Genomic DNA, 12,975 nt, shown 5'->3' on the forward strand with positions numbered 1-12,975 from the left:
CGAAGCGGGCAAGTGGGGCGGAGGTCAGGCCGCCTCGCGGGCCTGGTCGATGAGGGTGACCAGGTCGGTCACCATCGGGTCCTCGGCCTCGCCCGCCAGCCGCCTGCCCTGCTCCCCCAGCGCGTCGAGGTCCATCCCGAACGCGTCGCGGTCCCGCATGTACAGGGCGAAGGCCGCCGCGAGCACGTCCACCCGCAGCCGTACGGGCGCGTCCTTCCACAGCGCGCCGGACAGCGCGTCCACCTCGACGGAGTCGCTGGTCTCGGCGGCCACCCTGGTGTCGGGGTGCTGCCAGCGCACGGTCGCCGTGGCGAGCTGGCCCGTCGCGCCGGGCTTGAGCCGTACGGAGTACAGGGCCGTCACGGAGTGGCCGGGGCCGACCTCGCCGCCGTCGCGGGAGTCGTCGCGGAAGTCCTCGGTGGCCAGTGCCCGGTTCTCGTAGCCGAGGAGCCGGTGGCTCGCCACGACCGACGGGTTGAAGGCGACCTGCGCCTTGGCGTCCCGGGCGCGCAGCTCGATGTTGGCCGGGAGCTGCGTGGTGAACGTCTTCTCCGCCTCCTCGGGCGTGGAGACGTACACGGCCGAGCCGTCGCCGTTGTCGGCCAGTTGCTCCATGAGCTCGTCGCCGTACTCCCGGCCGACGCCGACGGTCAGCAGCGTCACCTGCTCGCCGGCCTGCTCCTTGACCCGGTCAAGGATGGCCTGCCAGGCGGTGTTGCCCTGGTTGGCCAGGCCGTCGGAGAGCAGGATGACCTTGTTCGTGGCGGCGGGGCGGAAGCCCTTGGCCGCGTGCTCGTAGCCGAGCAGCATGCCGCTCTCCAGGTTGGTGCCGCCCGCGACGACGAGCCGGTCGACGGCCGCGTGCAGGTCGTCCTTGGCGGTGAGCGGGGTCATCGAGGCCAGCGCCTCGGCGGTGTCGCTGAAGGCCACGATGGAGACCTGGTCGCCGGGGGCGAGCTGGTCGAGCAGGGTGTGCAGGGCCCGCTTGACCAGGTCGAGCCGGCCGGGCTCGGCCATCGAGCCGGAGACGTCGACCACGAAGGTGAGGTTGGCGGGGCGGCGCGCCTCGTCGGAGGTGGCGCGCGTCTGGAGGCCGACCCGCAGGACGGCCTCGTCGCGGGTGCCCAGCCGGGCGCCGTCCACGTGCACGGCGAAGCCGTCGCCGGGCGGCTCGGCGTAGTCCTGCCTGAAGGAGTTGACGAACTCCTCCGGCCGGATCTGGTGCGGCTCGGGCCAGCGGCCCTCCTCGAGCGTACGGCGGGCGTAGGCGTAGGAGGCGGTGTCCACGTCGAGGGCGAAGGTGGAGATCTGCGCCCGGGTGGTGTCCTGGTCTTCGTTCGGGGCCTGACTCGCCGAGGCGGTGGGCCGGGGCCGCTGCTCGTTGCCGGATGCCTGGTCGGGAGCGCGTTCGGGAGCGGTGGCGTTGCCACCTGGTCCGCCGCCGCACGCGGCGAGCGCCAACAGCGCCGCGATCCCGATACTCGCCACTAAGGGACGAAATTTCATCGCAATGCACCTCCAGGCCGTACGACGGCTCCCCGGCCACAGTTGGCCGGGCCGGTGACGCAAGCGAGCGCAAACCGCTATCCACGCGTGATCAATTGTGGTGAACCGGTCATATCCGGTAGTCATGGACCTCGTGCGTGTCTATTTAGGGCTGGCCGCCAAAGGCCGCGACGTTCCCGCCCATGTCCAGGACCGGGTCCGAGCCGTCATCGAGACCGTGTTCCCGGTGCCTCCGGACGTGATCCGGGCGCGGGAATGGCAGGGCAGGGGGGTGTCGCTGTTCGGGTGGAGCAACGAGCCCGACGACTCCCGGCAGCCGCCGCTGATCGCCGACCACGGCGGCCGGGTCCTCGGGCTGAACGGTCACCTGGCCGATCCGGGCGAGGCCACCCGGCTGCTGGACGATCCTTCCAGCGGCGACGTGGGCGGCTGTTTCTCCGCCTGGGTCGCGCGGGACGGCGAGCTGACCGCCGCCACCGCGATCAACCGGGTCTGCCCCGTCTTCTACGCCGAGACGCCGGAGCTGCACATCGTGGGCAGCCGGGCCCTGCTGGTGCACCTGGCCGCCCAGCCGACCGAGCGGATCGAGCATGACGTGCTCGCGCTGCAGACGATGATCCGGCAGGGGTTCTTCCTGTCGGACGAGACCCCGTACATGGGAGTGACGGCGCTGCGGCCGAGCTCGCGGCTGGACGTGCGGGACGGGCGGCGGACGATCACCGAGACGCCGCTGCCGGAGGCGGCGGCCGTGCCCGGGTCGGCGCGGAGCAAGCGGGCGGCGATCACGGAGCTCGCCGACGCGCTGCTCGCCACCGTCGCGCCGCTGCGCGACGCCGGAGAGCCGGTGAACCTCGCGCTGACCGGCGGGCGCGACACCCGGATCCTGGCCGCGCTGCTGCACGCGGCGCGGGTGCCGTTCCGGGTGACCACGAACGGGCTCGACACCCATCCTGACGTGATCCTGGCCCGCCGGATCGCGGCCCTGCTCAAGGTCGAGCACACGGTGATCGCTCCCCCGCAGACCGCCCAGCAGGACGCGGTGCTGGTGGAGCACCCGCTGAGCCGGGCCTGGGAGACGCTGCGCACCTGTGAGGGCATGACGTCGGCGTACGAGTCGATCGTGGGTTACCTGCCCTACTCCGGCAAGGCGACCATGTCCGGGCAGAGCGGCGAGACGCTCCGGGCGGGCAGCCTGAACCTGCTGCAGAGCGACCTGAGCGACAAGGCGCTGCTGCGGCGCGTCAACAACACCTTCTACAAGGACGAGAAGCTGTTCACCGCCGAGGCGAACGAGCACGCCCGCGAGCTCGCCAAGCCCTGGCAGGCGCGGACGAACCGGCTCGAAGCGCTGGACCACATCTACATCTGGTACAAGGTCGGGCGCTGGCAGGCCAGCGCCCGCGCCGGGTCGCTGCGCCGGGGAGATCCGGTCCGGCCGTTCCTGGACAACCGGGTGGTACGGGCCGCGCTCAGCCTGGACCAGGGCTGGCGCCTCTCCGAAGAGGTGATTTATTCACTTATTCTGCGATTCGCCCCTGAGCTGCGGGATGTGCCGATCGAGGGGAAACCGTGGCGGTTCGCCGAAGGGCTGGCGGCCCAGCGCAAGTGGTGGACGCGGACCCACGTCCCACCCGAGCACATGCCGACGGCCAAGACCGGCGGCGGCTGGAGCTGGCGCACCAGCCCCGGGCCCGCGCTGACGGACGTGCTGCGCGCGCAGGTGCTCGGCCACCTCGACGCCCTGACGCCGATCGTGAACCCGGACGAGGTACGCGCCCTGTTCGCCGACCCGGTGGTCAAGAAGCCGGGCCTCGCCTGGCACCTCTACACGGTCAGTACGCTGCTGACCGGGACGTACCCGGGCAAGCAGCCGGAGGGCCTGGAGAAGATTGCGGTGTCCAAGCCGTAGTCCGGCGCTCACCAGTGCATCAGGAGCAGCTCGGCGGAGAACCCCGGCCCCAGGGCGAGCAGCACGGCGGGCTGGTTCGGGCGCCCGCGCGTCTGCTGCAGGACGTGCAGCACCGACACCGACGACAGGTTGCCGTGCTCGCGCAGCGACCGCCAGGTCACCTCCAGCGCCTCGGCGGGCAGTTCCAGGGCCGCCACGATCCCCTCGATCACCTTGGGCCCGCCGGGATGGCAGATCCAGGTGCCCACCTGGGCGGTGGTGAGGCCGTAGTCGGCCAGGAAGGCCCTGATGTCGTCGGCCAGCACCCGATCGACGAACGCGGGCAGCCCGGCGTCGAGCATGATCCGGAAGCCGTGCCCGCCCACGTCCCAGCCCATGAGGTGCTGGGTGTCCGGATAGAGCTTGCTGCGGGTCGCCACCACCTCACGGCCCCGGCCGCGCCCGGTCGCCACGACGGCCGCCGCGCCGTCGCCGAACAGGCCGCTGGCGATCAGGTTGGCGATCGAGACGTCGTCGCGCTGCACGGTCAGCGAGCACAGCTCCACACAGACGAGCAGCGCCGTGTGGCCGGGCCAGCCGCGCAGGTAGTCGTGCAGGCGGGCCAGCCCGGCGGCCCCGGCGGCACAGCCCAGGCCGAACACCGGGACCCGCTTGACGTCCGTCCGCAACCCCGCGCGCTGCGCGAGCCGGGCGTCGAGCGACGGCGTGGCCAGACCGGTGGACGAGCAGAACACCAGGAGATCGACTTTGTCCGGCGACGATCCCGCCTTCTCCAGCGCGCCGGCGATCGCCCGCTCCCCCAGGTCGAGCGCCACCTCGACGTACGCCTCGTTGGCCCGGTCGAAGGAGTCGAGCTTGGCGTAGTCGTCGAGCGGCAGCGCCAGGTGGCGGCCGGTCACCCCCGTGGCGAGGTGAAAGCGTGTCAGCAGCTCCTCGTCGGCCGAGGTGAGCTGGGCGAACGCCTCGGTGATCTCTTCCTGCCCATAGCGGTGCTCCGGCAGGACGGTCTGCACCCCCGATATGTACATACACCGTTTCTGCCGCTGAGAAGAGCGGGCTAACATCCGCCCCACCAGGCGACAGGATCGCTCAGACGGTGTAGTCGAAGGTGTAGGAGTGGGAGCCGTCCGGGGCGATGGCGATGTCCATCTCGCCGCGCAGGCCGCGCAGCTCGCCGGTGCCGGAGTCGGGGACGACGGTGACGCGCAGCGACCGGCCGGCCGGGTCGCTCACCGCGAGGTGCTGGACGACGAAGCTGCCGGACCGGCCGTGCAGGACGCCCTCGACACGCTCCACCGCGACGTACGCCTTGGACTCCTCGACCGGGGTGGACACGACCATGAGGTGCACGACGCTGGTCGCGGTCAGGTCGCCGTGGAAGGTCTTGCTCATGGTGACGTGCCCGAGCGTGACGCCGGCGCGGTCGTCGAAGGGCGGCTGGGCGTTCCAGTCGGCGGTGTCGAAAGGGCCTGTTGCGATCATGTGTCCATGGTGGCGGGCGTACCTGTCAGTTCCCGTCAGGTACCGGCGAGCCGTTCGACCACCGGCGCGAACTGCTCCAGAAACTGCCCGTTGACCGACACGTACGACACGCCGAGCTTGTCCCTGCGCCTGTTCAGCCTGTCCACCATCTGCTCGACCGTGCCGGACAGCCTGCCGACGGCGGTGGCGTCGAGGGCGCCGAAACGGCTGACCGTCCAGGCGGGCTGCTCGTCCCCCACCACGGCCAGGTTGATGTTGAGCTCCAGCTCCTTGAAGCGGTCCCCGGCGAGTTCGTACAGCTCGTCGAGCTTGGCCGCGAGGTGCTCCTCGGTGCTGTGCGGCGGTAGGCCGAGCGCCACGGTGCGGGCCCTGGCCGCCGCCAGCCGGAGCATCTTCGGCCCTGTGGCGGCGATCAGGATCGGCACGTCCTCGACGGCGTCCAGGGTCCGCTCCAGCCGGTCGATCCGCCGGCTCGGGGTGCCGTAATCGACGCCGAGCCGGACGGCGTCGGCTGCGGCGTCCGGCCGTCCGGCGCCGAGGCCCAGCTCGAACCGGCCGCCGCTGAGTGTGCGCAACGTGGCCGTCTCCCAGGCGACGGCCTCCGGCGTCCGGAGCGGGGCGCACAGCACGTACGTGCCGACGCCCAGGGTCGTGGTCGCCGTCGCGGCGGCGGCCCCGGCGGCGAACGGCGACAGGGTGCCCAGCGTGTCGGGCACGAGCAGGGTGTCGTAGCCGAGGCTCTCGGCCCGGCGCGCCAGGCCGGCCCACGCGCCGGCGTCGGGGGCGTGTCCGGCGACGACGCCGAACCGGAAGGGATGGTGGATCATGTCTCAACGATCACCCATCGGCCCGCCCGGCACATCGTCCGCGAGGCTGGTGACCCGCTACGCCGCCGGACGCACGTCCCCGGCCGGGCCCTACTCCCCCAGCAGTAGGCGGGTGAAGTCGCCGGCGAACTTGCCCCGCGGGTCGTACCGGCCCACCAGCTCGCGGAACCGATCGGGGCAGGACGGCCACCGGGTGAACACCTTGCCCCAGTGCGGCCGGGGGTCGAACGGCGCCAGCACGTCCTCCACCAGCCTGACCACCGGCAGCACGGCCTCGGTGTCCCTGATCCAGGTGAAGTGCACGGCCACGCTGTCCCGGCCGTAGAACGGGCTCAGCCAGAGGTCGTCGGCGGCGACCGTACGCACCTCGGTGATCTGCAGCACCGGCCGGATCCGGTCCCGCACGGCCCGCAGCTCGCGCAGCGCGCCGGCCGCGTGCTCGCGGTCCATCACGAACTCCGTCTGCAGCTCGTCGCCCGCGCTGCTCGGCGGGGAGTCGGCGCGGAAGTGCGGCAGCCGCTCGTGCCACGGCCCCGGCACGCCGAGCTGCTCGGTGCAGCTGTCCGGCGGCATCCCCGGCACCGGGTGCCGGGGCCCGTCCGCCGCCCGGGTGCCGTGCCAGTCCCCTTCGGGCAGGGGGGTGCGGCGCTTGATCCAGGCGCGGGTGTCGTGCCAGTCGGTGAACAGGCTGACGCTGTGGCCGTCGCCCATCAGCTCGTCGAACGGCGCGTCGTCGGGCACGCCCTCGCGCACGTACTGGCGCAGCTCGAAGGCGGGCACCAGGTCGAGCGTCAGCGTGGTGACGATGCCGAGCGCGCCGAGCGAGACCACCGCGCCGGGGAAGTCGGCGTCGCCGCGGTCGAGGGTGATCAGGGAGCCGTCGGCGGTGACCAGCTCCAGCGCCGACACCGCGGCCGACAGGCTCTGGTTGCCCGGCCCCGACCCGTGCGTGCCGGTCGCGACGGACCCGGCCACCGAGATGTGCGGCAGCGAGGCCAGGTTGCCCAGGGCTAACCCCTGGGCGTGCAGCTCGGCGGCGAGCCGGGCGTACGTGGTGCTCGCGCCGACCCGCACGCGCGCCGCCGCGCCGTCGATCTCGATCCGGTACGGCATGCGGTCCAGGCGGACCAGCTCGCCGGGGGTGTCGGCGACGTCGTTGAAGGAGTGCGCGCTGCCCAGGGCGCGCACCCGTGGGGTGGCGGCGACCAGGCGCTGGAGCTCGTCGAGGGAGGTGGGGTGGTGGAGCCGGGTTGCCCGGAATTCGGTGTTTCCGGACCAGTTCGTCAGCGTCACCGCCTCACCTTGCCACACCACCCGGAACACCGGCCCGGGTGGCCTCACCTCGCCACGCCGGCCGGGGCGGCCGCTCTCAGATCTCGATGACGACCTTGCCGCGCGCGTGGCCGTGCTGGAGGTCGCGCAGCCTGTCGGGGAGCTGTTCGAAGGGCACCTGGGCCTGGATGTTGACGCGCAGGTCGCCGCTGTCGAGGGCGGCGCCGAGGTCGGCGAGCAGCGGGCCGCTGGGGCGGTGCACGAGGTTGACGGCGCGGATCTCCCGTTCGGTGAGGTCGTCGGGGTCCAGCGCGCCGACGATGCTGACGATGATGCCGCCGGGGCGCAGCATCCGGATCACGTCGCCGATCGCTTCGGCCGGGTCCACCAGGTCCAGGACCGCGTCGATGCCGTCGGGGCAGAGCGCGAGCACCTGGTCGGCGACAGAGCCGCCACCTGAGCCCGCGCTGTGGTCCACGGTGTCGGAGGCCCCCAGGTCGCGCACGAGCGCTTCGGCGTCGGGCGCGGCGGTGGCGATGACGCGGGCCCCGTGCCGGGCGGCGAGCTGGACGGCGCTCTGGCCGACGCCGCCCGTGGCGCCGATGATGAGCACGGTCTTGCCCTCGTTCAGCCGGGCCGTCTCGACCACCTCGTGAGCCGTGCCCGAGGCCGTCGGCACGGCCGCCGCCTGCTCGAAGGGCACGCCCGGTGGCTTGTGGGCGATCGGGCCGTCCTCGGCGGCCACCCCGTACTCGGCGAAGGCGCCCAGGCCGCGCGGGTAGTCGGCGAAGCGGCCGAAGACCTCGTCGCCCGGGCTGAAGGCGGTGACCTCGGCCCCCGTGGCCTCCACGACGCCCGCGCCGTCGGTGCCGAGGATCAGCGGGAACGTGAACGGCACCATGCCCTTCATGGCCCCGGCCGCGACCTTCGTGTCGACGGGGTTGTAACCGGCGGCGCGCATCCGGACGAACACCTCACGCGGGCCGGGCTCGGGCGCGGGTACTTGCATGATCTCCGGATCGGCTCCGAACCCGGTAATGGCGATGGCGCGCACGAGGACCCCCGTCGACGACTCCTGGACGAGGTAGACGTCCCCCTGACCACCACCGCCAATCCGGACATGGCGCTTCTTGGTAGGACTTTTCAGGCGGCTGTCAGAAGCCCTGGGCCAGCCGGTAGTAGGCCTGGTTCCAGCGCAGCTCCTTGGTGAGCCGGCGGGTGGTGGTCTCCGCGTCGATGACCACCAGCTCCACCCCGAGCATGTCGGCCAGGTCGGCCAGCTCCTCCGTGCCGACGACCGTGGACAGCACCGTGTGGTGCGGGGCTCCGGCGGTCAGCCACGACTCGGCCGAGGTCCGCAGGTCGGGGCGGGGACGCCAGACGGCGCGGGCCACCGGCAGGCTGGGCAGCGGCTCGGGCGGCGCCACCACGTCGATCTCGTTCGCGACCAGCCGGAACCGGTCGCCCAGATCGGCGAGGCCGACGACGACGCCGGGACCGGGCTCGGCGTCGAACACCAGCCGGACCGGGTCCTCCCGGCCGCCGATGCCCAGCGGGTGGATCTCGCACGACGGGGTGCCGGCGGCGATGCTCGGGCACACCTCCAGCATGTGCGCGCCGAGGATGAGCTCCTCGCCAGGCGTCAGGTGGTAGGTGTAGTCCTCCATGAACGAGGTGCCGCCGGGAGCCATCGCCTTGAGCGTGCGCAGCAGCACCGAGGTCTTCCAGTCGCCCTCCCCGCCGAAGCCGTAGCCGTCGGCCATCAGCCGCTGCACGGCCAGACCGGGGAGCTGGCGCAGCCCGCCGAGGTCCTCGAAGTTGGTGGTGAACGCCTTGAAACCGCCGCCTTCGAGGAAGTGCCGCAGCCCCAGCTCGATCCTGGCGGCGTACCGCAGCGACTCCTGCCGCTCCCCGAGCAGCTCGGGCGCCACCCGGTAGAGCTCCTCGTACTCCTTGACCAGCGCGGTGACGTCCGCGTCGGAAGCGGCGTCCACGGCCTCGACCAGGTCATTGACGCCATAGGTGTTGACCGAGACGCCGAAGCGGAGCTGCGCCTCGACCTTGTCGCCCTCGGTGACGGCCACGTCGCGCATGTTGTCGCCGAAGCGGGCCAGCTTCAGTGTGCGCACCTCGGCCCGGCCGGTGGCGGCGCGGGTCCAGGCGAGGATCCGCTCGGCCACGGCCGGGTCGCTGACGTGCCCGGCGACGGTCTTGCGCGGCACCCCCAGCCTGGTCTGGATATGGCCGAACTCGCGGTCGCCGTGCGCGGCCTGGTTGAGGTTCATGAAGTCCATGTCGATGGAGCTCCACGGCAGCGCCACGTTCGCCTGGGTGTGCAGGTGCAGCAGCGGCTTACGCAGCGCGTCGAGGCCGGCGATCCACATCTTGGCCGGGGAGAAGGTGTGCATCCAGGCGATCACGCCCGCGCAGGAGTCGTCGGCGTTGGCCTCCAGCATCACCCGTCTGATCGCGGCCGCGTCGGTGAGCACGGGCTTCCACGTCACGGGCACGGGCAGCGCCTCGGCGATCCGCTGCGACTGCTCGGCGACCTGGCTCAGCGTGTCCTCGCCGTACAGCCCCTGGCTGCCGGTCAGAAACCAGATGTTCAACGTGGGCTCCTCTGTCCGTAGACGTTCTGATAGCGGTCGTACAGGCGGTCGACGTCGGCCTGCGGGATCGGCAGCGGCTCGCCGAGCTGGCGGGAGATGTGCACGGTACGGGCGACGTCCTCGCACATCACCGCCGCCTTGACCGCCGCCTTGGGGTCCTTGCCGATGGTGAAGACGCCGTGGTTGCGCATGAGGACGGCGGGCGATCGGTGACCCTTGAGCGTCTTGACGATGCCCTGGCCGATGGAGTCGTCGCCGATCAGCGCGAACGGCCCGACCGGGATCTCACCGCCGAACTCGTCGGCCATCGCGGTCAGCACGCACGGGATCGCCTCGTCGCGCGCGGCCCAGGCCGAGGCGTAGGTGGAGTGGGTGTGCACGACGCCGCCCACCTCGGGCAGGTGGCGGTAGACGTAGGCGTGCGCGGCGGTGTCGCTGGACGGGGCGTGCTCCCCCTCCACCAGGTTGCCGTCGAGGTCGCACACCACCATGGTCTCCGGCGTCAGCTCGTCGTAGGAGACGCCGGAGGGCTTGATGACGAACAGGTCCTCGCCGGGGATCCGGCCGGACACGTTGCCCGCGGTCCAGGCCACCAGCTGGTAGCGGACCAGCTCGGCGTGCAGGTCGCTGACGGTCTTCCTCATGCGCTCGCCTCGTTCCTGATCGCGCGCAGCTTGTGCAGCGCCTTGCCGTCGCCGAAGTGGTCGTGCAGGTTGCGGTACTCGCCGTACAGGCGGTCGTAGGCGTCCGCCCTGGCCGCGTCCGGCACGTACGCGGCCTCGGTGCGCTTGCCCATGGTCGCGGCGGCCGCCTCGATGTCGGTGTACGCGCCCGCCGCGACGGCGGCGTGGATGGCCGAGCCGAGCGCCGGGCCCTGGTCGGAGCCGATCACCGACAGCGGGCGGCGCAGCACGTCGGCGTACACCTGCATGAGGAAGGGGTTCTTCAGCAGGCCGCCGGCGACGACGAACTCCTCGACCGGGACGCCGGACTTCTCGAACGTCTCCACGATCATGCGCGCGCCGTAGGCGGTGGACTCGATGAGCGTCCGGTAGACGTCCTCGGGCCTGGTCGCGAGGGTCTGGCCGATGATCACGCCGGACAGGTTGTGGTCCACCAGGACGGACCGGTTGCCGCCGAACCAGTCGAGCGCGACCAGGCCGTGCTCGCCGACGGCCTGCTTCTCGGCCAGCGAGGTCAGGTACGCGTGCACGCTGAGGCCCTGCTCGGCGGCCCGCTCGGTGTAGGTGGCGGGCACGAACGAGTCGACGAACCAGGCGAAGATGTCGCCGACGGCCGACTGCCCGGCCTCGTAGCCCCACAGGCCGGGCACGATGCCGTCCTGGACGACGCCGCACATGCCGGGAACCTCGGCGAGCCGGTCGCTGGGCATGATGTGGCAGGTCGAGGTGCCCATGATGGCCACCATCTGACCGGGCCGGACGGCGTCCGCGGCGGCGGCGGTGACGTGCGCGTCCACGTTCCCGACGGCCACGGCGATGCCCTCGGGCAGCCCGGTCCACTCGGCGGCCCGCGCGGACAGCGTCCCGGCGGACGCGCCGAGCGCGGCCAGCCGAACCCCGCCCGCCACGTGCTCGCCGACCCGCCCGGTGGCGAGCTTGCTCGTGAAGTCCGCGAAGCCGGGGTTCAGCTCGGCGAGGAAGTCCGCCGACGGATAGGTTCCGTCCTGAAATATCCCTTTATAACCGGCGGTGCAGATGTTGCGGCTCTCCACGCCGGCGAGCTGCCAGACGATCCAGTCGGCGGCCTCGATCCAGCGCTCGGCCCGGGCGTAGACCTCGGGGTCCTCCTCCAGCACCTGCAGCGCCTTGGCGAACTCCCACTCCGAGGAGATCTTGCCGCCGTAGCGCGGCAGCCAGGTCTCGCCGCGCCGGGCGGCCAGCTCGTTGATCCGGTCGGCGTGCGGCTGCGCGGCGTGGTGCTTCCACAGCTTGGGCCACGCGTGCGGGCGCGACGGCGTCTCGAAGCACAGGGGCGTGCCGTCGGCGGTGGCGGGCAGCACGGTGCAGGCGGTGAAGTCGGTGCCGATGCCGATCACCTCCTCGGGCGCGATGCCCGCGGCGGCGACGGCCTGGGGCACGGCCAGGCGCAGCACGTCGATCCAGTCCTGCGGCGACTGCAGCGCCCAGTCGGGCCCCAGCCGCACCTCGGAGCCGGGCAGCGCGCGCTCGATGACGCCGTGCGCGTACTCGTGCACGGCGCTGCCCAGCTCGGCGCCGTCGGCGACGCGGACCACGACGGCACGGCCGGACAACGTGCCGAAGTCCACGCCGACCACATACTTGTTAACGTTCACACTTGACTCCTGGGGATTGTACGGGCGGGGCAGGCCTCTATCGTGCGGGAGCCGTACTGGATCTGACGATGAAGGCGGGCGGCACGACCAGCCGCTCGTACGCGACCGGCCCCGAGTCGATCTGCCGCAGCAGCGCCTCGATGCAGCGCCTGCCCACCGCGTCGAAGTCCTGGCGGACCGTGGTGAGCGGGGGCGAGAAGAACTCCGACTCGGGGATGTCGTCGAAACCCACGACGCTCATCCGGTCGGGGACCTTCACCCCTTCTTCCGACAGCGCCCGCAGCACCCCGAGCGCCATCTGGTCGTTGGCCGCGAAGACGGCCGTGACCTCGTCCATCGCGGCCAGGCGCCGACCGGCCTCGTAACCCGTGCGCGGGCTCCAGTCGCCCGGCAGCGGCGGCGGCACCGGGCGGCCCGCCGCCTCCAGCGTGGTGCGCCAGCCCGCGAGCCTGCCCTCGGTCTCCAGCCAGTCCGGCGGGCCGCTGACGTGCCAGACCGTCTCGTGGCCGAGGTCCAGCAGGTGCCGGGTGGCGAGCCTGGCGCCCTCGAACTGGTCGATGCAGACCACCGACACATCGGCCCGGTGGGTGCCCTCCACGGCCACCGCCGGCGTGCCGGAGGGCAGGCTCTCCAGCGCGCGACCGGCCGAGCGCTGCGGGGCGACCACCACGACCCCGTCCACGCCCTGCTCGGTGAGGTAGTCGATGGCCGCACGCACGCTGGTGGCGTCGAGGGACTTCAGGCTCACGATGCTGACGAAGTAGCCGGCCGTCCTGGCCGCCTGCTCGATGCCGTAGATCGTGCTGGCGGGGCCGTACAGCGTGGTGTCGAAGCTCACCACGCCGAGCATCCGCGAGCGCTTGGTGACCAGGGCGCGCGCGACCAGGTTGCGGCGGTAGCCGAGCCGGGAGATCGCCTCCTCCACCCGGGCCCGGGTGTCGGCCCGGACGTTGGGGTGGTCGTTGAGCACGCGGGAGACCGTCTGGTGCGACACGCCGGCCTCCTTGGCCACGTCGGCCATGACCGGCAGGCGGCGCTTGGGGGTGGTTGCCA

At 72.2% G+C, this 12,975-nt stretch carries 11 protein-coding genes; 1 reads left to right on the top strand and 10 read right to left on the bottom strand.

Annotated elements, in window-relative coordinates:
• Positions 1–24: 24 nt before the first annotated feature.
• Positions 25–1,488, bottom strand: coding sequence for a vWA domain-containing protein (locus IEY87_RS24245; protein WP_229699376.1), 1,464 nt, complete (start codon positions 1,486–1,488; stop codon positions 25–27).
• 142 nt (positions 1,489–1,630) lie between these two features.
• On the opposite strand from IEY87_RS24245, the gene IEY87_RS24250 reads away from it, so the two are divergent.
• A complete protein-coding gene (locus IEY87_RS24250) occupies positions 1,631–3,415 on the top strand; it encodes an asparagine synthase-related protein (protein WP_189141044.1) in 1,785 nt (594 codons plus the stop codon).
• Positions 3,416–3,423: 8 nt separating this feature from the next.
• Here the strand turns inward: IEY87_RS24250 and IEY87_RS24255 are convergent, their stop codons facing one another.
• From IEY87_RS24255 to IEY87_RS24295, 9 genes are all read right to left on the bottom strand, one after another.
• Entirely contained in the window at positions 3,424–4,479 is a 1,056-nt protein-coding gene (locus tag IEY87_RS24255) for a type III polyketide synthase (protein ID WP_189141045.1), read from the bottom strand.
• A gap of 25 nt (positions 4,480–4,504) precedes the next feature.
• Positions 4,505–4,897, bottom strand: coding sequence for a DUF3224 domain-containing protein (locus IEY87_RS24260; RefSeq protein WP_189141046.1), 393 nt, complete (start codon positions 4,895–4,897; stop codon positions 4,505–4,507).
• Between the two features lie 35 nt (positions 4,898–4,932).
• Entirely contained in the window at positions 4,933–5,724 is a 792-nt protein-coding gene (locus tag IEY87_RS24265) for an LLM class flavin-dependent oxidoreductase (protein ID WP_189141047.1), read from the bottom strand.
• 90 nt (positions 5,725–5,814) lie between these two features.
• Complete coding sequence (locus IEY87_RS24270; RefSeq protein WP_189141048.1) at positions 5,815–7,017, bottom strand: FAD-binding protein; 1,203 nt, start codon at positions 7,015–7,017, stop codon at positions 5,815–5,817.
• Positions 7,018–7,093: 76 nt separating this feature from the next.
• Positions 7,094–8,005 carry an NADP-dependent oxidoreductase gene (locus IEY87_RS24275; RefSeq protein ID WP_189141107.1) on the bottom strand — a complete coding sequence of 304 codons (912 nt, stop codon included), beginning with the start codon at positions 8,003–8,005 and terminating at the stop codon, positions 7,094–7,096.
• Positions 8,006–8,150: 145 nt separating this feature from the next.
• Positions 8,151–9,605 carry an L-arabinose isomerase gene (araA, locus tag IEY87_RS24280; RefSeq protein WP_189141049.1) on the bottom strand — a complete coding sequence of 485 codons (1,455 nt, stop codon included), beginning with the start codon at positions 9,603–9,605 and terminating at the stop codon, positions 8,151–8,153.
• Positions 9,602–10,249, bottom strand: coding sequence for an L-ribulose-5-phosphate 4-epimerase (locus tag IEY87_RS24285; protein WP_189141050.1), 648 nt, complete (start codon positions 10,247–10,249; stop codon positions 9,602–9,604). Before IEY87_RS24285 ends, araA begins: the two co-directional genes overlap by 4 nt.
• Positions 10,246–11,904 carry a ribulokinase gene (araB, locus tag IEY87_RS24290; RefSeq protein ID WP_189141108.1) on the bottom strand — a complete coding sequence of 553 codons (1,659 nt, stop codon included), beginning with the start codon at positions 11,902–11,904 and terminating at the stop codon, positions 10,246–10,248. The genes IEY87_RS24285 and araB overlap by 4 nt, the downstream gene beginning before the upstream one ends.
• A 55-nt stretch (positions 11,905–11,959) precedes the next feature.
• Positions 11,960–12,943, bottom strand: a complete 984-nt coding sequence (locus tag IEY87_RS24295; RefSeq protein WP_189141109.1) for a LacI family DNA-binding transcriptional regulator — start codon at positions 12,941–12,943, stop codon at positions 11,960–11,962.
• Positions 12,944–12,975: the final 32 nt, after the last annotated feature.

This window comes from Nonomuraea glycinis (assembly GCF_014646515.1).
GTDB lineage: Bacteria > Actinomycetota > Actinomycetes > Streptosporangiales > Streptosporangiaceae > Nonomuraea > Nonomuraea glycinis.

What these genes read in the sequence shown, in the direction of transcription:
- IEY87_RS24250 (WP_189141044.1), top strand. Translation starts at nt 1,631, where the DNA reads ATGGACCTCGTGCGTGTCTATTTAGGGCTGGCCGCCAAAGGCCGCGAC.
- IEY87_RS24255 (WP_189141045.1), bottom strand. Translation starts at nt 4,479, where the DNA reads ATGTTAGCCCGCTCTTCTCAGCGGCAGAAACGGTGTATGTACATATCG.
- IEY87_RS24260 (WP_189141046.1), bottom strand. Translation starts at nt 4,897, where the DNA reads ATGATCGCAACAGGCCCTTTCGACACCGCCGACTGGAACGCCCAGCCG.
- IEY87_RS24265 (WP_189141047.1), bottom strand. Translation starts at nt 5,724, where the DNA reads ATGATCCACCATCCCTTCCGGTTCGGCGTCGTCGCCGGACACGCCCCC.
- IEY87_RS24275 (WP_189141107.1), bottom strand. Translation starts at nt 8,005, where the DNA reads ATGCAAGTACCCGCGCCCGAGCCCGGCCCGCGTGAGGTGTTCGTCCGG.
- IEY87_RS24285 (WP_189141050.1), bottom strand. Translation starts at nt 10,249, where the DNA reads ATGAGGAAGACCGTCAGCGACCTGCACGCCGAGCTGGTCCGCTACCAG.
- IEY87_RS24295 (WP_189141109.1), bottom strand. Translation starts at nt 12,943, where the DNA reads ATGGCCGACGTGGCCAAGGAGGCCGGCGTGTCGCACCAGACGGTCTCC.